This is a genomic window from Streptomyces sp. NPDC048516, assembly GCF_043199875.1.
Taxonomy (GTDB): domain Bacteria; phylum Actinomycetota; class Actinomycetes; order Streptomycetales; family Streptomycetaceae; genus Streptomyces.
Map to the genome: position 1 here is coordinate 399,557 of NZ_JBICWS010000003.1, position 23,600 is coordinate 423,156.

Sequence of the window (23,600 nt, forward strand, 5' to 3'; positions counted from 1 at the left end):
TGTAGAACGCATCTAAACGCGAATCGGCCGCCGCCCGCTAGGGGGCGGCGGCCACACAGCTCTTGACCTGCGGTTTTACCTTTTACTTACCGGCAGGGCCAACCTGAAGCGTCACCGAGGAGCCGTCCCGGGCCTCCTTGGCGATCTTGATCCGGGTGTTGGTGTCAGGGACGATCACACCACCGGTCGGGTTCGCCTTGTCGTAGTAGACGCCGTGCCGGTCGTCGAAGAGCGTCACGCCCGGCTTCGACTTGATCGTGACCCGCTTGCCGTCCTTGTGGAGGGCCAGGGCGTCGGTCCGGTAGCGCGTGAAGGTCGAGTCGTAGGACTGGAAGCGGTTGCGCATCAGCTTGCCGTCACTCCAGCGCTCGGCCTTGGGGTGCGCGTCGACCGGCAGGATCTGCCCGTAGCCGGGGTGCTGGCCGACGTTGTTGTCCGGCTGCGAGGTGTCCCACAGCCAGATCAGCACGCCGTTCTGGTACGGGAAGTGCTCCACCCAGCCCGGCTTGGCGGTGGTCCAGCCGAAGTTGTACGGGCCGACCTTGAGGGTCTTGTCGTACGACACGTACTGGCGGTTCTCGGCGAGGTAGTACTGCGCGTAGTCCTTGGTGAAGGACGCGCCGATGCGCGAGAAGCCCTTGCTGGTCCAGCCGTTGTCGCCGGTCTCGGCGTTGTCGCTGAAGAGCGCCTTGCCGTCGGCGGTGACGCCGATGCTGTCGGCCGCGAAGCCCTTCTGCGCCGCGCCGCCGTCGGTCTGGTAGCGGAAGCGCAGGTCGATCTTCTTGCCCGCGTAGGCGTCCAGCGGGTAGGCGAGGTCCTGGTAGGCGGCGACGGTGCCGGTCAGGGCGGGCTTGTCGCTGCCGTCGCGCGGGATGGCCTTGCCGCCGGCGGTGCCGTCCAGCGCCGTCCAGTTGCTGCCGCCGTCGGTGGAGACCTCGGCGTAGAGGAAGTCGTAGTCCTTCTCGATGTCCCACCAGCCCTTGAGCGTCAGCGCCGCCTTGGACTTGCCGGTGAGGTCCACCGGCCGGGTCATGGTGTTCTTGAGGTCGTTGCCCATGTCGCTCCACCACTGGTGGGAGCCCTCCGCGGGCGCGACGATGTCGGTCTTGACCTTCTTGGCGGGCAGTTCGACGACCACCGCCTGCTTGTTCTTGGTGTTGTACTCGGCGACGCCCAGCTTGTGGCTGGACTTCTTGGCGGCCTTCGCCTTGCCGTAGTTGAGCCAGCCCAGCTGCAGCTTGTCCCAGGCGCTCATGTCGCCGGGCAGGTCGCCGATGGAGTCCTTGCCGGTACCGAGCCAGGAGCCGCCCGACATCAGCGACCAGAAGTCCACCGAGGACTCGCCGGTGCCGGTGGTGTCGTACTCGTCCGGCAGGCCCAGGTCATGGCCGTACTCGTGGGCGAAGACGCCGAGTCCGCCGTTCTCCGGCTGCATGGTGTAGTCGCCGACCCAGATCCCGGTGTCGCCGATCTGGGTGCCGCCCGCCTTGTTGGCGCCCGGACCGGTCTTGCCGGCATCGGTGCCGTAGGCGTACCAGCGGTGCGCCCAGATGGCGTTGGTCTTCTGGACGCCGCCGCCCGCGGACTCGTCCTCGCCGGCGTGCACGATCTGGAAGTGGTCGATGTACCCGTCGGGCTCGTTGAAGTTGCCGTCGCCGTCGTGGTCGTAGCGGTCCCACTGGTCGTACTTGGCCAGGTCGGCCTTGATCTGGGCGTCGGTGCGGCCCTTGGCCTTCTGGTCCTTGGCCCACTGGTTGACGCCGTCGCGGATCAGGTCCCAGGCGCTGGCGCAGTTGGTCTGGCCGCAGTAGTTGGAGCCGTAGCGGGCCTCGTTCGCGTCCACCTTGACCCAGTCGGAGACCTCGCCCTGGACCGAGTAGCGGCCCGAGGACTGCTTCTCGTAGTACTTGGCCAGCGACTGCTTCTTCTTGTCGTGCGAGAAGTAGAGGTCCTGGAAGTGCTTCTGGTTGAAGTCCTTCTGCCAGGCCGTGCTGTTGTCCGTGGCACGGTCCGGCTTGGCTATCTTGTTGTGCGCCGGGCCGGGGTCGCCGCCGTACTTCTTCACCGGCGGCTTGGGGCCGTCGCCGTCGGGGTCGTACATCGTGGTGTCGTCGACCTTGTCGCCGAAGTCCACGAGGATGGTGAAGATCTTGTCGGTCTTCTGCCGGGCGAGCTCGACGTACTTGCTCTTGCCGAGCTTGACGACCTTGGAACCGCCCCGCACGGTCGCCTTGGCGTCACCGGAGATGACCTGCTGGAGCGCTTCCTTGCGCTCGGCCGCCTGCCGGTCGCTGAAGGGCCCCTTGAGGTCGTGGTCCACGGTCCGCTCGGGGGCCGGGTCATGGCGCCTGGCCACGGGCGACGGTCCCTGCGCGTCGGCCGCGGCCACCCCCGAAGACAAAGCGGCCGCCCCGATCGCGGCGATTGCCGTGGCCAGGGCGGCCGATCTGAACACCGTTCTGTTGTCTCTCACTTGGCGCTGTCCTCCCCTTCGAACCGGTCACTGTTCGACGGCATTCGACCGGAAGTACGGGGAAAAAGACAGATCTTGACTTGGGCACGTCAGCGAAGTACGTTACTCGGCTCGCCAGTTACGGCTATCGGACACCGCGCGGAAGCATCGCTGCGGGTGCTCCCCCGCCCGGCAGAGACCCGGTGTATATGCCCGCCGGGCATGCGCCCCCGCCCCCAACAGCCATGACGGCAGGGGACATTCGCACGGGCGCCGGTGTTGTGCGCCCCCTGTGCACCGGGACCGTGGGTTAGGTCACGCTTACCTGGCGTTCCGTTCGGGAAGTAAGGACCGTAGGCTCGTTTGATGGCGCGCCCTTGACCGACACCCCCTGCCGACCCTCCGAGGACGGATCCCGCCATGCCTCGTCCGACCCCCGCACAGCTCGCCTACGGTTCGGCCACCGTCTTTCTCTCCACCCTCGCGATGCTGCTGCTCTCGCAGACGCAGACCGGGGTCGGGGTCGCGGTCATCGCCATCGCCGGGCTCGGGCTCGGACTGCTGGTCGCCATGACGGTCCCGATGCCCGGGGTACCGCGGGTGGTCCGCCGGCATCTCCTGCGACGCGAGACGCCCGCCGCGCCCGCCCCGTTGAAGGCCGTACCGACGCCGCCCGAGCACCGCAGGCCCGTGGCGGCGTCGTCCCCCCACGCCCCCTGGGGCCGCCTCGCCGAACCGGCTGCCGCCGCCACGGACACCCGGATCGGCGAGCACTCACGCTGAGGCGGGCACTCACGCTGAGGCGGGCATTCGCGCTGAGGCGGCCGGTTACGCCGGGGCGGGCACTCACGCTGAGGCGGCCGGTTACGCCGGGGCGAGCACTCACGCCGCAGCGGACGCTCACGCCGAGCGGGCTTCAGCCGTCTACGTCTGGGGCTGGGTCTGGTTCCGGGGCTGTGTGGACACCACCACGGTCTTCGCCGCCTTGTCGTGCAGACACTGGTGATACGGCTGGTCCCAGGTGCACCACAGGACGTTGACCAGCCAGAAGATGAAGCCGCAGCACGGCACGATCTCCGGCAGCGTATAGACCGCGGCCCGGGTCCAGCCCGCCTGCGCGGTGGGGATCGAGCCGTTGGAGAGCATCGCCACCCGGATCTTCATCGCCATCTTGCCGAGGGTCTGGCCGCGGCTGGAGAGCATCAGCCCTTCGTAGATGAGATACGCCAGCATGGTGACGCCCGATACCGTCGACTGCCTGCCGGCCTCCACGCTGTCGGTACTGAAGTAGTCCACCCCGCCGACGATCAGCGTCATGATCACGGATACCGGTACCCCGATGATGATCGCGTCGATGATGCGTGCCACGAGTCGGCGCCCGCGGTTCGCCAACGGCGGCATACCGGCCAGCGGGTCGGCCGGACCGGGCTGCCCGCCGTAGGGGTCGCCGGCATACGGGCCGCTGCCGTACGGGGCGCCCGCGTAGGGCGGTGGGGTACCTCCCGGCGGCGGGGTGCCGCCCGGGGGCGGGGTGCCACCCGGAGGCGGCTGGCCTCCCGGGGGCGGCGCGCCGCCTTCACCGGTGCCCGTACCGTTGCCGCCCGTACCGTTGCCGCGCGGAGCGTGGTTGCGAGGGGCGCCGTTCTCACGGGGCGAGCTGTTACGGGGAGCGCCGCCCGCCGGGGGCTCCTGCGGCTTCTTCAGGAACGGGTCGTCCTCCGGCGGCTCACCGGAACCGGGCCGGGGCTGGTCGGTACTCATGGCCCGAGTCGACCCCTTGTCGCCGCCCGCCGCATCCGGCCAAGTCCGTTCGGGGGACGGCAACCGGCCGGGCGGGCGGCCCGGCCCGGGAGCCTCAGCCGGCGGCCACGAACGTCCGCGCGACCTTGTCGTGCCAGCACTGGCGCCACGGCCGGTCGAACAGGCACCACAGGACGTTCAGCACACCGACGACGAGCACGCCGAGCACGCTGTAGACGAACCAGCGCCGCAGCGCCGCGCCGAGGGCCGGGGTGTCGTGGCTCTCGATGTCGAGGACCCGTACGCCGCACAGCTTCTTGCCCAGGGTGCGGCCCCACTTGAGGGTCGGCAGCGCCTCGTAGAGCGCACCGCCGAGCAGCAGGACGGCCAGGATCGTGGCGAAGACCGGGAGGGTGGTGCCGTCGACCAGATAGACCGTCATCTGGCGGCCGGACTGCTTGGCCGCCTCGACCTTGGCGTCGATGTGGTCCGTGACGGTGCCCCACAGGGGAACGGCCACCGCGGCGGTGAGCGCCCCCAGCACCAGCGTGTCGATCAGCCGGGCCGCCAGCCTGCGGCCGAGGCCGGCCGGGTGGCCCTGTGCGGCCTGGGCCAGAGCCGAGAAGGGATCGGCGGCGGCCGGCGGCTTCCAGGGGATGACGCCGTCGGCGTCGGCGCCCGGTGCGCCGGATCCGGCCGGTGCGGCACCGCCCTGCGCCGGGAGGCCGGCCGAGGGGGCGGAAGCCTGCGGGCCGGGGGTCTGCGCCGGGCTCTGCGGGGCGGGTGCGGGGCTCGGGGAAGCCTGGTGCTGCGGGGCCTGGTTCTGCGGGGCGGCCTGGTTCTGCGGGGCGGGGCTCGGCTCCTGCTGCGGCGCCGGGCGGCCCTGTTGCCGGTCGCCGACGGAGGGCAGCGACTGCGGGGAGCCGTCACCGGGCGCGGCGGACGGGGTACGGCCGCCGCCCGCGACCCGGATCGCCATGGTCTCGCCGCCCTTGGCGGGCTGTGCGGTGCCGGGCCGTACCGCACGGATCGCGGTGGTGCCCTGGTCCGCGGAGTTGTTGCCGCGGCGGGCGGCCGGGTTCACGGCCCGGATGGCGACCGTCCCGTCGGACGGGCCCTCGGGGCGGGCCGGCGAGGACGCGCCGGGCGCCTCGCCGGCCGGGGCCTCGGCGCCTCCCTGCTCGCGCTGCGGCGGCACCCCGCCCCAGGGAGCGGCGCTTGACGGACTACCGGCGGGCGCCTGGTCCGGTGAGCCCCAGGAGATCCGGCGGTCGGTCTCGGCGCCGTAGCCGGCCTGCCGGGAGGCATCGGCCTGCCAGGAGGCCGCCGGTTCGGGGCCGGTGCCGTGCAGCCGGGCCGGGTCGTCCCAGCCGGTGGCGGGGCGGGTCTCGACCTCGCCGCTCTGGCGTACGGCCGGCACCGCGGAGCCGCCCGCCCCTTCCTCGTCGAAGAAGACCGGTCCGGTCTCCTCGACGGCGGGGGAAGCGGGCGGGGCCACGCCGGGCGGCGGTGCGGGCATCGCCTCGCCCTCGGCGGGGGCGGGCCGGCTGGTGCCCGGCACCCATGCGGCACCGTTCCAGTACCGGATGTAGCCGGGGATGGACGGGTCCGGGTAGAAGCCTGGCGTAGGGCTACCGCCGGCGGATCCTGAGGTAGGGGCGCTCATGTCCGAAGTCCCGTATCTGTACTCGGCCTGGTGGGTGTGGGGTGCAGTCTGCCGCAACGCGGCGTCCACATCTATCAGACCCCGGTTGCCGTCATACCCATGCCCGCCCACGACCACCTGGAAGAGGCGCGGGAAAAAAGTTGTACGAAGTCGTGTAATGGTCCGGCGCCTTGCGCCTCTTCCACTACGCGGGCCCGGTACCGGGTGCCCGCGGGGCGCGAAGAGAGGCGGACGTCATGCACACCGTGGTGGAGCGAGAGCTGGAGCTGGGCCTGGTCCTGTCACCGGAGCGGAGTGTTCCGGTGCCGGCCCGGCTGACGTACCGGACGGACGACCCGTACGCCGTCCATGTCACGTTTCATATCGGTTCCCACACCCCGGTCCGGTGGACCTTCGCCCGCGAACTGCTCGTCGAGGGCGTTTTCCGGCCGTGCGGCGACGGCGATGTGCGGGTGTGGCCGACCAAGCTCGACGGGCGCAGCCTGGTCTGCATCGAGCTGGACTCGCCGGACGGCCGGGCGCTGCTGGAGACCCCGGCCCCCGCGGTCTCCGCATGGCTGGAACGCACGTTGCGGGTGGTGCCGCCGGGGTCCGAGCGGGGGCATCTGGACCTCGACAAAGGACTGAGTGATCTGCTCGCCATGGCGCCGACGGAGGCGACGGAGGAGCCGCGGCCGGGCGGCCCCCGGCCCTCGGACGAGTTCCCCGGGCCCGGGGCGTAACGGGTGGCGGAGCTGCTGCCGGGTGGCCCGGCCGTCACGAGCCGGGGCCGGGTGCGGGCGGCGCCCGACCGCCGCGGCCCGGCGCGGCGGTGGGACGGGGTGCGGCAGTTGGACGGGGCGCGGCGGTCGGGCGGGATGCGGCGGCCGGACGGGGTACGGCGCCGCGCTCAGCCGCGGTAGGCCTCCAGCAGCCGCAGCCACACCTCGCTGATCGTCGGGTAGGAGGGCACCGCGTGCCACAGCCGCTCGAGGGGGACCTCACCGGCCACGGCGACCGTCGCGGAGTGCAGGAGCTCCGCGATCCCGGAGCCGACGAAGGTGGCGCCGAGCAGCACTTCACGGTCCAGGTCGACGACCATCCGCGCCCGGCCGCGGTAGCCGTCCGCGTACAGGGACGCCCCGGCGACGGCCGCCAGGTCCTGGTCGATCACCCGGGTGCGGTACCCGGCCTGCTCCGCGGCTGCGGCGGTCAGGCCCACCGAGGCGGCTTCGGGGTCGGTGAAGACGACCTGCGGGACGGCGAGATGGTCGGCGGTGGCGGCGTGCGCGCCCCAGCGGTCGGACTCCAGGATCGGGACGCCCCGGGCGCGCGCGGAGATGGCGGCACCGGCGATCCTGGCCTGGTATTTGCCCTGGTGGGTCAGGAGGGCGCGGTGGTTGACGTCGCCGACGCCGTAGAGCCAGCCGCCGGTCACGCCCGTCACCCGGAGGCTGTCGTCGACGTCCAGCCAGGAGCCGGGGGTCAGGCCGACCGTGTCCAGGCCGATGTCCTCGGTGCGCGGGGTCCGGCCCGTGGCGATCAGCAGCTCGTCGGCGACGATCTCGTCTCCGGAGTCCAGCAGGACGGTGACCGGGCCGCCCGGGGCTTCCCGGCGCACCTCGCGGACCGCGACGCCGGTCCGCAGGAAGACCCCGGCCTCCGCGAGCGATTCGGCGACCAGGTGGCCGGCGAACGGCTCCATACGGGGCAGCAGCCCGTCGCCGCGTACCAGCAGCGTCACGGAGGAGCCCAGGGCCCGCCAGGCGGTGGCCATCTCGACGCCCACCACGCCGCCGCCGACCACCACCAGACGGCCCGGCACGGCCTTGGCGCTGGTGGCCTCGCGGCTGGTCCAGGGCCTGGCCTCGGCGAGCCCGGGGACGGGGGGCAGCACCGGGCGGCTGCCGGTGCACACCGCGACCGCGTGCCGCGCGGTGAGCACCCGCCCGCCGTCGACGACCACCCGCCGGGGTCCGGCCAGCCGGCCGTGGCCGCGCACCAGGTCGATGCCGGACGAGTCCAGCCAGCGGACCTGTCCGTCGTCCTTCCAGTAGGAGGTGAACTCGTCGCGGTGGGCGAGCACCGCCGGCACGTCCAGGGGCACGTCCGCGGCTTCCTTGAGACCGGGGACCCGGCGCGCCTCGGCACGGGCGACGACCGGGCGCAGCAGGGCCTTGCTGGGCATACACGCCCAGTAGGAGCATTCGCCGCCGACCAGTTCGCTCTCCACGACCACCGCGCTCAGCCCGGCGGCGTGCGCCCGGTCGGCGACGTTCTCACCGGTCGGCCCCGCCCCCAGCACGATGACGTCATACGCCTCATCAGCGGCTTGGGTCGCTTCGGTCGCTGCCATCGGCTCTCGCTTCCTGCGTGGGCGTGAGGGGGCCCGTGGACGTGAGGGCCGGCGGGCCCGGCGGGTCCTTCCGGCCATCCTCTGCCCAACGGGCCGTCAGCGCATCCGGCGTTCGACCGCTTCCTTGGCCTCGGCGAGTCCGGAACCGGTCACCTCGCGGTGCACCTTGATCGCCTGGATCTTCTTGCCCTGGGCCAGCAGGGCGTCCAGCTCGGCCATCCTGGGGTCCTCCGGCTCACAGATCCCGGCCTGCGCGAGCAGCAGGTCCACCTTGCGCTCCAGCCGCTGGAGCCTCAGGTCCTGCCGCTTGGCCCGCAGATCACTCGCCCTGGCGAAGCCGGAGGAACCGATGAGGAGGAAAACTGCTGCTATGAGGGGTGCGTAATCCATTCCGGAACTCTACGAGGCAGCGGCGCGTGCCATGAACACGGCAGTCGCCGCGGGGCCGTGCACACTGCCCCGGACGGCCGGTGCGCCGTCCGTGAGGATTTCGCATTCGGCATAGGCGTCCGGCCCTTCGAGGGTGAGGGTGAGCATCGGCATCGCGCCCACGCCCCGCGCGTCGGTCACCACGAACCACGGCAACTCGGGCCGGACCACCTGCTGTTCACCCCCGGAGTCGCCCGGCGCCTGAACGGCGTAGGTGAGGTCGTCGACACCCTTCCCGGTCACCCGGAAGGTGACCATGCCCTCGCCGGATCTGTGCGGATCGTTGATCGTCATGGGTGAAGTCAACCGTCATTCCCCTGCCCTGTACATCCGGGTCCCGGCCGGGCCTGGGCGACACCGCCCTCCACCTGTCCCCTGACCTGCGCGGGGTTGATGAGGACGGCGGCATCGGTGGCCTGGACGCTGCAGAGGATGCGGATCTCCCCCGTCATCCGGTGGACGGCGATACAAAACCCCTGCGTATTGGCGGTGACGCTGCGGGGCGAGCCGTAGGCCTTGCGGGCGGCGGTGAACCGGATGCCGCACGCCCGGGCGGCGGTGAACCGGATGCCGCGCGCCCGGGCGGCGGCGGCGAGCTCCGCCAACGGCACCCGCCGCTCACCGCAGCGGACACTCCCGTCGTCCATCTGGCACATCACGAGGTGTTCGCCCGTGTGGGCGGCGGCGGATTCCAGGACGCGGTCGCGCACGGCATGGGCCGCGCGGAGCACCGCGTTGCCCGCCACGAACAGGCCCGCGCTCGCGAAGCCGCCCGTGTCGAATCCCGTGCGGTCGGTGTCGGACTGCACCAGGCGGATCCGCGACGGCGTCGTGCCCAGCTGGTTCGCCGCGATCTGGACATGCGCGGTCGAGGTGCCCTCGCCGAATTCGACGGTGCCGACGGGCCGACGGGCCGACGGGCCGGCGGGCCGGCGGGCCGGCGGCCACTTCGTACACGAGGTCGTCGCCGAGCGTGACCCAGGCCTCGCAGAGGTGTTCGGTCGGCGGGGCGGTCTCGGGGCTTCCCGCGCTTCCCGTACTTCACTTGCGTCAAGTGCGTCAGAAGAGCTTTCCGGGGTTGAGGATTCCCAGCGGGTCGAAGACGCCCTTGATGCCGCGCTGCAACTCCACGCCCACCGGCCCCAGTTCGCGCACCAGCCACTCCTTCTTGAGGACACCGACGCCGTGCTCACCGGTGATGGTGCCGCCCAGTTGCAGGCCGAGCGCCATGATGGCGTCGAAGGACTCCCTGGCCCGGCGGGACTCGTCGGGGTCCGCGGCGTCGAAGCAGACGGTGGGGTGGGTGTTGCCGTCCCCCGCGTGCGCGCAGACACCGATGGTCAGGTCGTACTTCTCGGCGATGGCGGCGGTGCCGTCGAGCAGTTCGGCGAGCCGGGAGCGCGGTACGCACACATCGTCGATCATCGTGGCGGATTTGACCCGCTCCAGCGCGGTCAGGGTCAGCCGGCGGGCCTGCAGCAGCAGGTCGGACTCGGCGGCGGTCTCGGCCGGCACCACCTCGGTGGCGCCCGCGGCGGTGCACAGCGCACCGACGGCGGCGAGGTCGGCAGCCGGATCGGGGGTGTCGAAGGCGGCCAGCAGCAGCGCCTCGGTGCTGTCCGGGAGGCCCATCTGCGCCATCTCGTTGACCGCGCGGATGCTCGTACGGTCCATCAGCTCCAGCAGCGACGGGGCGTGGCCGCGGGCCATGATCTCGCAGACCGCCTCGCAGGCGGCCGCGGTGGAGGGGAACTCGGCGGCCAGCGCCAGCTGCCCGGGCGGCTCCGGCTTGAGCGCGAGAACGGCGCGTACGACGATGCCCAGGCTGCCCTCGGAGCCGACGAACAGCCGGGTGAGGTCATAGCCGGCGACGCCCTTGGCGGTGCGCCGGCCGGTCGTCAGCAGCCGCCCGTCGGCGAGGACGACGTCCAGGCCGAGGACGTACTCGGCGGTGACCCCGTATTTGACGCAGCACAGGCCGCCGGAGGCGGTGCCGATGTTCCCGCCGATCGAGCACTGCTCCCAACTGGAGGGGTCGGGTGGGTAGTAGAGGCCGTGCTCGTTCACCGCACGGGACAGCACGGCGTTGATGACGCCGGGTTCGACCACCGCGATCCGGTCGACGGGATTGATCTCGATGATGCGGTCCATCTTGACCAGCGAGAGCACGATGCAGCCGTCGGAGGCGTTGGCGGCGCCCGACAGGCCCGTGCGCGCGCCCTGCGGGACGACCGGGACCCGCAGTTCCGTGGCCGTCCGCATGACGTGCCGGACCTGCTCGACGGTGCGCGGCAGCACGACCACGGCGGGCGTCCCGGCGTCGCAGAAGCTCGCCATGTCGTTGGCGTAGGAGCCGGTCACATCGGGGTCGGTGAGGATCGCTTCCCCCGGGAGCCCGGCGCGCAGACGTGCGATGAGGTCCATGGAACCAGCCTCGCACTCGCGGCCCCCGCACGGAAGATCACCGAGGGCCCGGACGCCACCGACCGACGCCCCGGCGCACACCGAGACGCTACGGACAGCCGCCGGCCGACGGGAGGGTGCGGGCCACAGGGCCCGCACCCGTCACCCACCGCCCGCCGTGGGCGCACCGCCCCGCCGCCGGGCTCAGGCGCACCGCCCCGCCGCCAGGATCAGAGGTTGCCGCGCCGCTCCTGCTCCCGCTCGATCGCCTCGAAGAGCGCCTTGAAGTTGCCCTTGCCGAAGCCCATGGAGCCGTGCCGCTCGATCATTTCGAAGAACACGGTCGGCCGGTCCTGGACCGGCTTGGTGAAGATCTGCAGCAGATAGCCGTCCTCGTCGCGGTCGACCAGGATCTTCAGCTCGCGGAGCGTCTCCACGGGCACCCGGGTCTCGCCGGCCCACTCACCGAGGGTGTCGTAGTAGGAGTCGGGAGTGTTGAGGAATTCGACGCCGGCGGCCCGCATCGCCCGGACACTGGCGACGATGTCATTGGTGGCCAGCGCGATGTGCTGGACACCGGGGCCGCCGTAGAACTCCAGGTACTCGTCGATCTGCGACTTCTTCTTCGCGATCGCGGGCTCGTTGATCGGGAACTTGACCTTGAGCGTGCCGTCCGCGACGACCTTCGACATCAGCGCGCTGTACTCGGTGGCGATGTCGTCGCCCACGAACTCCTTCATGTTGGTGAAGCCCATGACGTTGTTGTAGAAGGCCACCCACTCGTTCATCTTGCCGAGTTCGACGTTGCCGACGCAGTGGTCGATGGCCTGGAAGCGCCGCGGGCCGGTCTCCACCAGGGGCTCGGCGGCCACGAAGCCGGGCAGGTAGGGGCCGTCGTAGCCGGAGCGCTCGACGAGGGTGTGCCGGGTCTTGCCGTAGGTGGCGATGGCCGCCAGGACGACGGTGCCGTGCTCGTCCCGGACCTCGTGGGGCTTCTCCAGGCCGGTGGCGCCCTGGGCGACGGCGTGCTCGTAGGCGGCGCGGGCGTCCGGGACCTCGATGGCGAGGTCGATGACGCCGTCGCCGTGCGCCGCGACATGGTCGGCGAGGAAACGGCCCCACTCGGTCGTGGGCTTGATGACGGAGGTGAACACGAACCGGGCGCCGCCGGATTCGAGCACATAACTCGCGGTCTCGCGGCTGCCGTTCTCCGGGCCCGAGTAGGCGACGCGCCGCATCCCGAAGGCGGTCGAATAGTAGTGCGCGGCCTGCTTGGCGTTCCCGACGGCGAAGACGACCGCGTCCATCCCCTTGACCGGGAAGGGGTCCGCCTGCCGGGCCGTGTCGGGGGCGAGGGGCTGCGTGTGCATCGTGGTGTCTGCCATGCCCGCAGAGTCCCCCCGATCCACAAGATGCGCAATAGTTCGCGAATCTTCTGGGCAGTATGTATAGCGCAAGGGCGAAGTCGCCCGGCTATCTGTACATGATGACCATCACCAAGGGCGGTGCGAACGATGGCGATCGATCATTTGGACGGGGCACTGCTGGAACTGCTCGCCGAGGAGCCGCGGATCGGGGTCCTGGAGGCGTCCCGGCGGCTGGGGGTGGCCCGCGGGACGGTCCAGGCCAGGCTCGACCGGCTTCAGTCAAATGGAGTGATCCGGGGCTTCGGACCGGATGTGGACCCGGCGGCTCTCGGATATCCGGTGACCGCATTCGCGACGCTGGAGATCAAACAAGGGCAAGGAAACGACGTACGTGCCCACTTGACGACCGTTCCCGAGGTGCTGGAGCTGCATACAACGACCGGACATGGGGACATGCTCTGCAGGCTTGTCGCCCGGTCCAACGCCGATCTGCAGCGGGTGATCGACCGGGTTGTGGGCTTTGATGGGATCGTGCGGGCATCAACGGCAATCGTCATGGAAAATCCGGTTCCGTTGCGGATCGTCCCGCTGGTGAAACAGGCATCGGCAGACTGACCGAGGAGACCGAGTGAGCTTCTGGGAGTACGTCGGCACCCGGCACGCCCAGCTGCTGACGGACACGTATCAGCACGCCAGTGCCGTCTTCCAGTGCATGGTGCTCGCCACCCTGCTGGGCGTCTTCATCGCCGTGGTGACCTACCGCAGCGAATGGGCGGGCAACCTCGCCACCACCTCGACCGCCACCATCCTGACCATCCCGTCCCTGGCCCTGATCGGTCTGCTGATCCCGATCGTCGGCCTGGGCGTCCCCCCGACGGTGATCGCGCTGACCCTGTACGGACTCCTGCCGGTGGTCCGCAACGCCATCGTCGGGCTGCGCGGGGTGGACCCGGACCTGATCGACGCGGCCAACGGCATCGGGATGTCCCGCACCGCCCGGCTCTTCCGCGTCGAACTGCCGCTGGCCTGGCCGCCCATCCTCACCGGCATCCGGGTCGCCACCCAGATGCTGATGGGCATCGCGGCGATCGCCGCGTTCGCCTCCGGCCCCGGCCTGGGCAACGAGATCTTCCGCGGGATCGCCTCGCTGGGCAGCGCCAACTCCCTCAACCAGGTGCTCTCCGGCACCCTCGGGATCGCCATCCTCGCTCTTCTCTTCGACGCCGCCTACGTCCTGATCGGACGCCTGACCATCTCCAGGGGGATCCGTGCCTGAGACGCCCGAGACCGCTGCCGCCTCCGGCGCGAGCATCCAGCTGGAGAACCTGACGAAGATCTATCCGGGGAACCCCGTTCCCGCGGTGGACAACGTCAACATGGAGATCAAGGCCGGCGAGATCGTGATCCTCGTGGGGCCCTCGGGCTGCGGCAAGTCCACCACCCTGAAGATGATCAACCGGCTGATCGAGCCGAGTTCCGGGCGGATCCGGATCGGCGACGAGGACGTCACCGACATGGACCCGGTCAAGCTGCGCCGCAAGATCGGCTACGCCATCCAGGCGTCCGGCCTCTTCCCGCACATGACCGTCGCCCAGAACATCGCCCTGGTCCCGAAGATGATCGGCTGGTCCCAGTCGAAGATCAAAAACCGGGTCGAGGAAATGCTCGACCTGGTCGGCCTGGACCCGCGCGAGTTCCACGGCCGCTATCCGCGCCAGCTCTCCGGCGGCCAGCAGCAGCGCGTCGGGGTGGCCCGTGCCCTCGCCGCCGACCCGCCCGTCCTGCTGATGGACGAGCCGTTCGGCGCCGTCGACCCGATCACCCGCGACCACCTCCAGGACGAGCTGATCCGGCTCCAGCACGAGCTGCACAAGACCATCTGCTTCGTCACCCACGACTTCGACGAGGCCATCAAGATCGGCGACCGGATCGCGGTGCTCCGCGAGCGCTCGCACATCGCCCAGTTCGACACCCCCGAAGCCATCCTCACCAACCCGTCCGACGACTTCGTCTCCGGCTTCGTGGGCGCCGGGGCGGCGCTCAAGCGGCTGAACCTGACCCGGGTACGGGACGTGGGCGTGGTCGACTTCCCCACCGCCAGGACCGATGACCCGCTGGAGTCCATCTTCGACCGGGTGCGCGCCGGCTCCCACAACGAACTGCTGCTGCTGGACCCCAACCGCCGCCCGTACAAATGGCTGCGCCGCGGCGATCTGGCCCTGGCCAAGGAGTCGCTGGCCCGGGCCGGGACGCCGGTCCAGCACACCGTGACCCGGGATGCGACGCTGCGCGACGCGCTGGAGGCGGTGCTCACCGACAGTGCGGGCCGGGTCGCGGTCACCGGGCGGCGCGGCGAGTACATCGGCGTGGTCGACATGGAGACGCTGATGAACAACGTCCAGGAACTGCTGGAGGCGGACCGGATGGAGGCCCTGGAGCACCAGCACCAGCTCCAGGATCTGCGCGCCCGCCAGACGCAGCTGGAACAGGAAGGCATGGAGGCATGAGCCCCCGCGACGGGAGCAGCCCGCACCACGGTGAGCGCCCGACGGGCGACCACGAGGCCTTCGCCCTGCGCGACGACGTCGAGATGCGGGAGCGGGAGGGGGCGGCCGGTGAGGCGCCGGTCCCGTCCGCCGCCAAGGGCCGGCGCCGGATCAGCTGGCAGAAGTGGACCTTCATGCCGGTCTTCCTGGTCCTCGCGCTGCTCGCCACCTGGCTGTGGTTCCGCGGCGCCCGCCTGGACTCCATCGCCCACCAGGCGGTCGACAACGGCAAGGTCTGGCTGGCGCTGCAGCAGCACATCGAGCTCACCGCGATCTCCACCTTCTTCGTGCTGATCATCGCGATCCCGCTGGGCATCGCGCTGACCCGCTCCAAGCTGCGCCGGGCCACCCCCATCGCCATGGCCTTCGCCAACCTCGGGCAGGCCGTCCCGGCGCTGGGTCTGCTGATCCTGCTGGTGATCTGGCTGGGCATCGGGCCCCGTTCGGCGATCGTCGGCATGGTCATCTACGCCGTGCTGCCGGTCCTCGCCAACACCATCGCCGGGCTGCGCGGCATCGAGCCGACGCTGACGGAGGCCGCACGCGGCATCGGGATGTCCCCCACGGGTGTGCTGACCAAGGTCGAGCTCCCCCTGGCCGTACCGCTGATCCTGGCCGGTGTCCGCACCGCGCTGGTGCTGAACGTCGGCACCGCGACGCTGGCCACCTTCGGCGGGGGCGGCGGCCTCGGTGACCTGATCTCGGCGGGCATCGTCACCCAGCGCATGCCCGTACTGATCCTCGGTTCGGTGCTCACCGTGGCGCTGGCCCTGCTGGTCGAATGGCTGGCGTCGCTGGCCGAACTGCTGCTGCGGCCGCGCGGACTGGAGGCGACGGCATGAGGATCCACCCGCGTCCGGCCCCGCACGGCCGCCCCGGAAGGCGCCGGGGCGCCCGCTTCCTCGTCACCCTGCTCGCCACCGTGCTCAGCTCATGCGGCCTGGTCAGCGGCAGTGCGATGAGCGACAGCGTGCTGCCGGGGCCGAAGGCCGGCTACCCGGGCCGCCCGCTCACCGGAGCACAGCTGACCGTGACCTCGAAGGAGTTCACCGAGCAGATCGTCCTCGGCCAGATGATGGGCATCATCTTCGAGGCGGCCGGCGCCAAGGTCATCGACAAGACCAGCATCCAGGGCTCGATCGGCGCCCGGGAGGCCGTCAAGTCCGGCACGGCGGACGCCGCGTACGAGTACACCGGCACCGGCTGGATCACTTACCTCGGCCACACCAAGCCGATCGTCGACCCGCAGCAGCAGTGGAAGGCGGTCCGCGACGAGGACCGGAAGAACGGCATCGTCTGGCTGCCGGCCTCGACCCTGAACAACACCTACGCACTGGCGCTGAACACCGCCAACCAGAAGAAGCTGCGGGTGCACAACCTCTCGCAGGTCGCGGCGCTGTCGCACAAGAACCCCGGGGCCGTGACGATGTGCGTGGAGAACGAGTTCGCCACCCGCAACGACGGCCTGCCGGGCATGGCGCGGGCGTACGGCATGAACGTGCCCTCCGGCAACATCCGCAAGATGACCGGCGGCGTCGTCTACACCGAGACGCAGAAGGGCACCTGTGCGTTCGGCGAGGTCTTCACCACCGACGGCCGGATCAAGGCGATGCATCTGCACGTCCTCGCCGACGACAAGCACTTCTTCCCCAACTACAACGTCGCTCCCGAGATCAACGCCGAGGCCCTGAAGAAGTACCCGGCGATGGCCAAGGTCCTGGCCCCGGTCACCAAGGCCCTCAACAACACCGTCGCCCAGGAGCTCAACCGCAAGGTCGACGTGGACGGCCAGGACCCGCACGAGGTCGCGAAGGACTGGCTGATCCGGGAGGGGTTCATCAAGGAGGGGTGAGACGCGGGAGCGTGACGCGGACGGGCTGACGCGGACGGCCCGCGGCGGGGCGGTGGGGCCGCTCAGCAGCTGGGCAGCCTGCCCCCGGTCCGCAGGGCCTTCAGGGCGTCCACCGCGCCGTCGAGCGTCGTGACCGGGATCAGCCGCATCCCCTTCGGCAGCTCCGCCCGCGCATCGGTGCACTCCTTGCGCGGGACCAGGAAGACCGAGGCGCCGTCCCGGTGTGCGGCCTGCGTCTTCAGCGGGACCCCGCCCACCGCGCCGACCTTCCCGCCGGCGGTGATGGTCCCCGTACCGGCGATCTTGCGCCCGCCGGTCAGGTCGTGGCCCGCGCCGTCGCCGTCCAGCTTGTCGACGATGCCGAGGGCGAACATCAGCCCGGCGCTCGGACCGCCGACGTCCGCAAGGCTCAGCTTGACCTTGATGTCCTTGGCGGACTTGCCGAGCTGCCCGAGCGCGGCGCTGGTGGCGGTGTCCTGCGACTGCTCCATCTGCTGCGCGTTGTGCTCGGCGATCTCCTCGGTGTTGTTGCCCACCGGGTAGACCGCCTCCCGCGGCATCACGGCCTCGTCCGTACGGAACCAGCCCTCGATGATGTCCGGCAGGTGGACGGAGGCGTCCGGTCCGGTGGCCACGATCGAGGTCATCCGCAGCTGTCCGCTCGTCTTACGGGTCCCGGCGCCGGTGATGGTGATCACCGGCTTGCCCTTGTCGTTGCCCAGGACGTTCGCCGTCATGCCGGGATAGGCGACAGCGAACGGCAGCGGGGCGAGGACCGCCGTGAGGACGAGGGCCAGGACAAGGGCGGAGCAGAACGCCAGGGCACGGGTGCGTGAGGACACCCCGCCAGCCTAATTGACCCCCGCACCACCAGGGCCGTGAGGCGCTGCGGCCTCACCACACGGCCACCGCCCCTTCACACCCTGTGGCCTCGGCCGTCCCCTTACTTCGAAGCCGGGCACCAGGTTTCCTCGAAGACGGGCACCAGGCCTCAGCGCAGCGCCTCCGACACCTCCCGGGCCGCGTCGACCACCCGCGGCCCGATCCGCTCGGAGACGGTGTCCGCGAGCATCACCACGCCCACGCTGCCCTCGATGCCGCTCACCCCGAGCAGCGGTGCCGCCGCGCCGCTCGCCCCGGCCTCCAACTCCCCGTGGGTCAGGGCTAGTCCGGCGTCCTGGAGGCGGCCCTGCCGGGCCTTGAGGATGGCCCGCCCGGCGGCACCCCGGTCCAGCGGATGACGGAATCCCGCCCGGTAGGCCACGTGGTAATCGGTCCAGGTCGGCTCCACCACGGCGACGGCCAGCGCCTCCGTGCCGTCGACGAGGGTGAGATGCGCGGTGGCCCCCACGTCCTCGGCGAGCGACCGCAGCGCGGGCAGCGCGGCCTCCCTGACCAGCGGATGCACCTGCCGTCCCAGGCGCAGCACGCCCAGGCCGACCCGGGCGCGGCCCCCCAGATCGCGGCGGACCAGAGCGTGCTGCTCCAGCGTGGCCAGCAGACGGTAGACCACGGTGCGGTTGACGCCGAGCTTGTGGGAGAGCTCGGTGACGGTCAGGCCGTGGTCGGTGTCGGCAAGCAGTTTGAGGACGCGCAGCCCTCGGTCGAGAGTCTGGGAGGTCTCTGCGGTCACGACGCCTCCTGGGTGAGTGGCGGCCCTCGGACGCGACGCGCTGCGAGTCCCGAGCAGCGCGCGCTAGAGGCCGCCGGCCGCATGGCACCGGCTGCGCTCCGCGGCGGCGCTGCCACGGGGCGTGTGCGTGACCGGGACAGTAGCGAGCCAGTCCGGTGAGCGGAAGAGTCCGTCCAGAATCCGGGCTTTCCCGCCCGGAATATCCCCGTAGGTCCGTCCAGAACGGCCCGCGGTGTTTCAGGTAGGGCTACAGGAGCGTTCGGGCGGTATGGGCAAAAGCGACGGGCGCGGCCGCCGCCGGCTCCGGCACGCCGCGCCGGAAACGACGGCGGGAGGGGTACGTGCGCCGCGCCGGAAACGACGGCGGGGGGGCGGCGCGCCGCACACAACCGGCACACCGCCCCCCAACCCACGGGCCCTGCGGTTCACATACCACGGGTCACAGGCCAGAAGGCCACGGGTCACAGACCACAGGCCCCACAGGCCCCACAGGCCTCACAGACCGCTCAGCCCCCTCAGGCCCCGGGCGGACTCACTTCATCCGCGTGGCCCACTCCCGTACCTTCTTGATCCGCTCACCCAGCTGCCCGGCGGTGGCCTCCGCGCTCGGCGGCCCGCCGCACACCCTCCGCAGCTCGGTGTGGATCACGCCATGCGGCTTTCCGCTCTGGTGGACGTACGCCCCCACCAGCGTGTTCAGCTGCTTCCTGAGCTCCAGCAGCTCCTTGTGCGTGACCACGGGGCGCCGCTCGGCCGGCAGCTCCAGCAGGTCGGCCTCCTCGTCCGGCCGCTTCTTGCTGTGCGCGATCTGCCGGGCCTGCCGCTTCTGGAGCAGCATCTGCACCTGGTCGGGCTCCAGCAGCCCGGGGATGCCGAGGTAGTCCTGCTCCTCCTCGCTGCCCGCGTGGGCCTGCATCCCGAACTCGGCACCGTCGTAGAGCACCCGGTCGAAGACCGCCTCCGACTCCAGCGCCTCGAACGAGAACTGCTCCTGCTCGCCGGTGTCCTCGTCCTGCTCCTTGTTCGCCTCGTCCATCTCCTTCTCGGACTCGGCGTACGGGTCTTCCTCGCCGTCCTTCTTCGGCTTGTCGAGGACGTGGTCGCGCTCGACCTCCATCTCGTTGGCGAAGCCGAGCAGCATCGGGACGGTGGGCAGGAAGACGGAGGCGGTCTCGCCGCGCTTACGGGACCGCACGAAACGGCCCACGGCCTGCGCGAAGAACAGCGGCGTCGAGATCGTGGTGGCGTACACCCCGACCGCCAGCCGCGGCACGTCGACGCCCTCGGACACCATGCGGACCGCGACCATCCAGCGGTCGTGGGAGTGCGCGAAGTCGTCGATGCGCTGCGAGGCCCCGGAGTCGTCGGACAGCACCAGCGTGGCGCCCTCCCCGGTGATCTCCCGGATCAGCTTGGCGTATGCCCGCGCCTGCTCCTGGTCGGAGGCGATCACCAGCGCCCCGGCGTCCGGGATGGACTTGCGGACCTCGCTCAGCCGCTGGTCGGCGGCGCGCAGCACATTGGGCATCCACTCGCCGCGCGGATCCAGCGCGGTACGCCAGGCCTGCGAGACCGCGTCCTTCGTCATCGGCTCGCCGAGCCGGGCCGCGATCTCGTCGCCCGCCTTGGTCCGCCAGCGCATATTGCCGCTGTAGGAGAGGAAGATGACCGGCCGGACGACGCCGTCGCCGAGCGCGTTGCCGTAGCCGTACGTGTAGTCGGCGGAGGAGCGGCGGATGCCGTCGTTGCCCTCCTCGTACGTCACGAACGGGATCGGGTTGGTGTCGGACCGGAAGGGCGTACCGGTCAGCGCGAGCCGCCGGGTGGCGGGCTCGAACGCCTCCAGGCACGCCTCGCCCCAGGACTTCGAGTCACCGGCGTGGTGGATCTCGTCGAGGATCACCAGCGTCTTGCGCTGCTCGATCCGGTTGCGGTGCAGCATGGGCCGTACGCCCACACCGGCATAGGTGATCGCGACGCCGTGGTACTCGCGGCCCAGCGGCCCCGCGCTGTACTCCGGGTCGAGCTTGATCCCTATCCGTGCCGCCGCCTCCGCCCACTGCTTCTTCAGATGCTCGGTCGGTGCCACGACCGTCACCTGCTGCACGACGTGGTGGTGCAGCATCCACGAGGCGAGCGTGAGCGCGAACGTCGTCTTGCCGGCTCCGGGTGTCGCGACGGCGAGGAAGTCTCTCGGCTGTGCCTGGATGTAGCGGTCCATGGCCGCCTGCTGCCAGGCACGCAGCTTGTTCGCGGTACCCCAAGGGGCCCGTCCCGGGAAGGCCGGGGACAGGTGATGGTTATTGGTGGCGCTGGTGGTGGTAGTCACGGTCTCCGTCGGCTGAACTCGGCGATCGGCAACCGCGTCAGCCTACCCGTGCGCCGGTTCACGCTCCGGGGTTACGGCACCGGCTCACCCCGGGGTGGGACCGAGGTCACATTCGCCGGCCGGCCCGGATGGGGGTGAGGTGGCAGGTCGGGCCGGTGACCGGGCCTCGGCCCGACGCCCTCACGCCCGTTTGGGCCGCAACCGGTTCGTGACCCCGGCGCCCGCCAGCGCCACCACCGCCATCGCCGCGAACACGGCCGCGAAGGCCGCCGGATGGCTCGCCGGGGCGGCGCCGGCCGCGGCCGCGGGCCCGTCCGCCGCGATCGAGCCACCGCCGAAGGCCGCGAACAGCACCCCGCTGACCCCGACGAAGGTGACGTTCCCCAGCGCGTCCGACATCTGCAGGGACGCGGAGTTGCTGCCCGCCTCCTCGGGACGGGAGAGCTTCAGCAGCAGTACGCCGCCGCTGGAGATGTTCAGGCCCATGCCGAACCCGCCGACCGTCCAGGCCACCGCGACGATCGCGACGGGCACCGTGTCGAGCAGCGCCAGCGGCACCGTCACGATGGCCGCCGCCAGCAGCACCATGCCCAGGCCCATCAGCCGCTCCCGGTACGGCTCCAGACGGGGCCGGCTCTGGACGTACGAGCCCAGCGCCCAGGTCACTCCGCCGCCGGTGAGGGAGAGACCGGCGAGGGTGGGGGACAGCCCGCGCTGGGTGACCAGCATCAGCGGGATGAAGCTCTCGGCGCCGACCAGCGCCCCGGCGGCCAGACCGCGCATCAGCACGACGCTCGGCAGACCGCGCCCCGCGCGGAACGTGCCGCGCGGCAGCAGCCGCACGATGCCCGGCACCAGCAGGGCCAGCCCGGCGGCCGCGGGCAGCAGCGCGAACCAGGCCGGATGCTGGCCCGCGTACTGCAGCAGGCAGGCGCCCACGGCGGCGGCCAGCGCGAGCAGACAGCGCCGGTTGCCCAGGACCTGGCGGGCGCCGCCGCCCGGGCCAGGACGCGTACGGGGCAGCTTGCGCAGCGCGGGCAGCATCACCGCGAGCGGCAGCAGTATCAGTGCCGGGATGGCGAGGAAGACCCAGCGCCAGCCGAGCTGTTCGGTGAGGGTCCCGGCCACCAGCGGGCCCACGATCACCGGCACCACCCAGGCCGCCGAGAACGCCGCCATGATCGACGGACGCAGCCGGTCGGGGTAGGCACGGCCCACCACCACATACAGCGCGACCACCACCATCCCGCCGCCGATGCCCTGCACCCCGCGGCCCGCGACGAACATCCCCATGCTCTGCGCACCGCCCGCGACCAGCAGCCCCGCCCCGAACGCGGCGATCCCGGCGAACAGCGGCGCGAGCGGTCCGTGCCGGTCGCTCCACTCCCCCGCGAGCGCCATCGCGAACAGGCTCGCCGTGAAGTAGGCGGAGAACGCGAAGGCATAGAGGCCGATCCCGTCCAGGGCGCGGGCGGCGACCGGCATCGCGGTGTTCACGGCGATCGCCTCGAAGGCGACGACCGAGACGACGGAGATGATGCCGAAGGTGAGCGCGCGGTGGGCCCGGCCGAGGATGCCGCCGGTATCGGCCGCGGCGTCGGCCGGGGCACCGGCCGCGGCGTCGGCCTGCGGGGCGAGCTCGGTTCGGGTACCGGGGAACGGTTCGGCGCTGCGGCGGGGGCGATCAGCGGTCATCGAGCCAGCGTAAGGGCCGTACGACGCCGGTACCCCTGTCCGCAGACGGGAACCGCGTCGTCCGAAGGACCTACGCCGCGGAGCCGGGGGCGGTCCGGCACCACACGGCACGGACCGGCCGTACGTCGCCCGTCGTCGGGCAAGCTGTCCTTATGCCGCACTTCCGCACGTACGACGATGCCGAGCTCCACTACAGCGTGCTCGGCCCGGCCGACTCGCCCCTGCCGCCCCTGGTGTGTCTGGCCGGCGGCCCCGGACGGGATGCCGCGTATCTGGGCGACCTCGGCGGGATGAGCACACACCGGCAGCTGATCATTTTGGACAGCCGCGGCACCGGCGCCTCCCCGGCCGCCGCCGACCCGTCCCGCTACGCCTTCCCGCAGCTCGCCGAGGATGTCGAGGCCCTGCGCGCGCACCTGGGCCTGGAGCGGTTCGCCCTGCTCGCGCACGACGCGGGGGCCGCGGTCGCCCAGGCGTACGCCGCGAGGCACCCGCAGCGGCTCACCCGGCTGGTCCTCGTCTGCCCCGGCTCCCGGCTGCAGGGCGAACTCCCCGACGACGCACGGGAGATTTTCGCCGCACGAGAGCACGAGCAGTGGTGGCCGGAGGCTTCGGCGGCGGTGCGGCAACTGGCCGAGACCTCCGATATGGACGAGGTACGGGCCCTGCTGTTCGCCGCGGCGCCGCTGGCCTACGGGCGGTGGGAGGAGCCGCAGCGGGCCCACGCCGCCACCGAGGGCGCGCAGTTGGGTCCGGTACCGCGGGCCGGGTTCTGGCAGGGCGTGGACGAGCAACTGCGAGAGGCGCTGGTATCGGGGCTGGCGGAGGTGAGGTGCCCGGTGCTGGTGGTGACCGGTGACCACGACGGGGTGACGGGCATGCGCGCGGGCGAGCTGGTGGCCGAATCCTTCCCCGACGCACGGGTCCGGCCACTGCACGAGGTGGGCCACTACCCGTGGGTGGACGCCCCGGAGCTGTTCGGTCCCGCGGTGGAGGAGTTCCTGCACTCGGCCTGAGCGACCACCCCACCGGAGCCCCGCTTCATGAACAACATGTTGCCCCGCGTTGCCTTGTGTTGCCCCGCGTTGCCCCGTATTGCAGCTTCACGCCACTCTGCTCCGCACTCTTGCCGAACACTCCACCACGCGGCATA

The 23,600-nt window shown here is 71.3% G+C and carries 21 protein-coding genes; 8 read left to right on the plus strand and 13 right to left on the minus strand.

Annotation, left to right across the window (positions count from 1 at the left end; all coding sequences use genetic code 11):
- Positions 1-82 precede the first annotated feature (82 nt).
- Positions 83-2,473: an immune inhibitor A domain-containing protein gene (locus tag ACGFR7_RS08955; protein WP_393315055.1), complete on the minus strand. Its 2,391-nt coding sequence runs from the start codon at positions 2,471-2,473 to the stop codon at positions 83-85.
- A gap of 399 nt (positions 2,474-2,872) precedes the next feature.
- On the opposite strand from ACGFR7_RS08955, the gene ACGFR7_RS08960 reads away from it, so the two are divergent.
- On the plus strand, positions 2,873-3,235 hold the full coding sequence (locus ACGFR7_RS08960; RefSeq protein ID WP_393315058.1) for a hypothetical protein: 363 nt from the start codon (positions 2,873-2,875) through the stop codon (positions 3,233-3,235).
- Between the two features lie 141 nt (positions 3,236-3,376).
- On the opposite strand, the gene ACGFR7_RS08965 is transcribed toward ACGFR7_RS08960, so the two are convergent.
- Positions 3,377-4,213: an RDD family protein gene (locus ACGFR7_RS08965; RefSeq protein ID WP_393315061.1), complete on the minus strand. Its 837-nt coding sequence runs from the start codon at positions 4,211-4,213 to the stop codon at positions 3,377-3,379.
- A 94-nt stretch (positions 4,214-4,307) separates the two neighbouring features.
- Positions 4,308-5,858 carry an RDD family protein gene (locus tag ACGFR7_RS08970; RefSeq protein ID WP_393315064.1) on the minus strand — a complete coding sequence of 517 codons (1,551 nt, stop codon included), beginning with the start codon at positions 5,856-5,858 and terminating at the stop codon, positions 4,308-4,310.
- 236 nt (positions 5,859-6,094) lie between these two features.
- Here ACGFR7_RS08970 and ACGFR7_RS08975 point away from each other — a divergent pair, with 236 nt between their 5' ends.
- A complete protein-coding gene (locus ACGFR7_RS08975; protein ID WP_393315067.1) occupies positions 6,095-6,580 on the plus strand; it encodes an SsgA family sporulation/cell division regulator in 486 nt (161 codons plus the stop codon).
- 167 nt (positions 6,581-6,747) lie between these two features.
- On the opposite strand, the gene ACGFR7_RS08980 is transcribed toward ACGFR7_RS08975, so the two are convergent.
- The 6 genes from ACGFR7_RS08980 to hppD all read right to left on the minus strand — a co-directional run bounded on the left by ACGFR7_RS08980 (position 6,748) and on the right by hppD (position 12,410).
- Positions 6,748-8,193: a dihydrolipoyl dehydrogenase family protein gene (locus ACGFR7_RS08980; RefSeq protein WP_393315070.1), complete on the minus strand. Its 1,446-nt coding sequence runs from the start codon at positions 8,191-8,193 to the stop codon at positions 6,748-6,750.
- Positions 8,194-8,289: 96 nt separating this feature from the next.
- Positions 8,290-8,583 carry a ribosomal protein L7/L12 gene (locus ACGFR7_RS08985; RefSeq protein WP_393315073.1) on the minus strand — a complete coding sequence of 98 codons (294 nt, stop codon included), beginning with the start codon at positions 8,581-8,583 and terminating at the stop codon, positions 8,290-8,292.
- Between the two features lie 9 nt (positions 8,584-8,592).
- The gene (locus ACGFR7_RS08990) at positions 8,593-8,916 is read right to left on the minus strand and encodes a hypothetical protein (RefSeq protein WP_311627953.1); all 324 of its coding nucleotides are present in this window, start codon (positions 8,914-8,916) and stop codon (positions 8,593-8,595) included.
- An 8-nt stretch (positions 8,917-8,924) separates the two neighbouring features.
- Complete coding sequence (locus tag ACGFR7_RS08995) at positions 8,925-9,800, minus strand: molybdopterin cofactor-binding domain-containing protein (RefSeq protein WP_393315076.1); 876 nt, start codon at positions 9,798-9,800, stop codon at positions 8,925-8,927.
- A complete protein-coding gene (locus ACGFR7_RS09000) occupies positions 9,682-11,046 on the minus strand; it encodes an FAD-binding oxidoreductase (RefSeq protein ID WP_393315079.1) in 1,365 nt (454 codons plus the stop codon). The genes ACGFR7_RS08995 and ACGFR7_RS09000 overlap by 119 nt, the downstream gene beginning before the upstream one ends.
- A 209-nt stretch (positions 11,047-11,255) precedes the next feature.
- Positions 11,256-12,410, minus strand: a complete 1,155-nt coding sequence (gene hppD, locus ACGFR7_RS09005) for a 4-hydroxyphenylpyruvate dioxygenase (RefSeq protein WP_393315081.1) — start codon at positions 12,408-12,410, stop codon at positions 11,256-11,258.
- 129 nt (positions 12,411-12,539) lie between these two features.
- On the opposite strand from hppD, the gene ACGFR7_RS09010 reads away from it, so the two are divergent.
- The 5 genes from ACGFR7_RS09010 to ACGFR7_RS09030 are packed head-to-tail and all read left to right on the plus strand — an operon-like array spanning position 12,540 to position 16,790.
- Positions 12,540-13,007 (plus strand): Lrp/AsnC family transcriptional regulator, encoded by a 468-nt coding sequence (locus tag ACGFR7_RS09010; protein WP_086715635.1) that lies wholly within the window; start codon positions 12,540-12,542, stop codon positions 13,005-13,007.
- A 13-nt stretch (positions 13,008-13,020) separates the two neighbouring features.
- Positions 13,021-13,668: an ABC transporter permease gene (locus tag ACGFR7_RS09015; RefSeq protein WP_393315084.1), complete on the plus strand. Its 648-nt coding sequence runs from the start codon at positions 13,021-13,023 to the stop codon at positions 13,666-13,668.
- Entirely contained in the window at positions 13,661-14,899 is a 1,239-nt protein-coding gene (locus ACGFR7_RS09020; protein ID WP_393315087.1) for an ABC transporter ATP-binding protein, read from the plus strand. The genes ACGFR7_RS09015 and ACGFR7_RS09020 overlap by 8 nt, the downstream gene beginning before the upstream one ends.
- Complete coding sequence (locus ACGFR7_RS09025) at positions 14,896-15,780, plus strand: ABC transporter permease (protein ID WP_393315090.1); 885 nt, start codon at positions 14,896-14,898, stop codon at positions 15,778-15,780. The genes ACGFR7_RS09020 and ACGFR7_RS09025 overlap by 4 nt, the downstream gene beginning before the upstream one ends.
- Positions 15,777-16,790 (plus strand): glycine betaine ABC transporter substrate-binding protein, encoded by a 1,014-nt coding sequence (locus tag ACGFR7_RS09030; RefSeq protein WP_393315093.1) that lies wholly within the window; start codon positions 15,777-15,779, stop codon positions 16,788-16,790. Before ACGFR7_RS09025 ends, ACGFR7_RS09030 begins: the two co-directional genes overlap by 4 nt.
- A gap of 62 nt (positions 16,791-16,852) precedes the next feature.
- Here the strand turns inward: ACGFR7_RS09030 and ACGFR7_RS09035 are convergent, their stop codons facing one another.
- From ACGFR7_RS09035 to ACGFR7_RS09050, 4 genes are all read right to left on the minus strand, one after another.
- Positions 16,853-17,632 carry a S16 family serine protease gene (locus ACGFR7_RS09035; RefSeq protein ID WP_393315096.1) on the minus strand — a complete coding sequence of 260 codons (780 nt, stop codon included), beginning with the start codon at positions 17,630-17,632 and terminating at the stop codon, positions 16,853-16,855.
- Positions 17,633-17,781: 149 nt separating this feature from the next.
- Positions 17,782-18,423 (minus strand): IclR family transcriptional regulator, encoded by a 642-nt coding sequence (locus ACGFR7_RS09040; protein WP_129296128.1) that lies wholly within the window; start codon positions 18,421-18,423, stop codon positions 17,782-17,784.
- Positions 18,424-18,955: 532 nt separating this feature from the next.
- On the minus strand, positions 18,956-20,752 hold the full coding sequence (locus ACGFR7_RS09045; protein WP_393315100.1) for a DEAD/DEAH box helicase: 1,797 nt from the start codon (positions 20,750-20,752) through the stop codon (positions 18,956-18,958).
- A gap of 180 nt (positions 20,753-20,932) precedes the next feature.
- Positions 20,933-22,447: an MFS transporter gene (locus ACGFR7_RS09050; RefSeq protein WP_393315103.1), complete on the minus strand. Its 1,515-nt coding sequence runs from the start codon at positions 22,445-22,447 to the stop codon at positions 20,933-20,935.
- Between the two features lie 152 nt (positions 22,448-22,599).
- Here ACGFR7_RS09050 and ACGFR7_RS09055 point away from each other — a divergent pair, with 152 nt between their 5' ends.
- Positions 22,600-23,463, plus strand: coding sequence for an alpha/beta fold hydrolase (locus ACGFR7_RS09055; protein WP_393315106.1), 864 nt, complete (start codon positions 22,600-22,602; stop codon positions 23,461-23,463).
- Positions 23,464-23,600: the final 137 nt, after the last annotated feature.